Origin of the sequence: Streptomyces regalis (genome assembly GCF_001509475.1) — a bacterium.
Classification (GTDB): domain Bacteria; phylum Actinomycetota; class Actinomycetes; order Streptomycetales; family Streptomycetaceae; genus Streptomyces; species Streptomyces regalis.
Genome location: NZ_LLZG01000320.1, coordinates 1 through 259, shown reverse-complemented (window position 1 = coordinate 259; position 259 = coordinate 1). Strand labels below are relative to the sequence as shown.

General features: G+C 71.0%; 1 pseudogene. It reads left to right on the top strand.

From position 1 onward, the window contains the following. Nucleotides 1-259, top strand: a pseudogene (locus ADL12_RS27625) (serine hydroxymethyltransferase); the annotation flags it as partial.

Here is a 259-nt window from a genome sequence, read left to right as displayed (position 1 = left end):
GAGTACGCGGACGTCGTCACGTCCACGACCCACAAGACCCTCGGCGGCCCGCGCGGCGGCATCATCCTCGCCAGGCAGGCCTTCGCGAAGAAGCTGAACTCGTCGGTCTTCCCGGGCTTCCAGGGCGGCCCCCTGGAGCACGTGATCGCGGCCAAGGCGGTCTCCTTCAAGGTCGCCGCGTCGGAGGAGTTCAAGGAGCGCCAGCGCCGTACGGTGGACGGCGCCCGCATTCTCGCCGAGCGGCTGACCGCCGCCGACG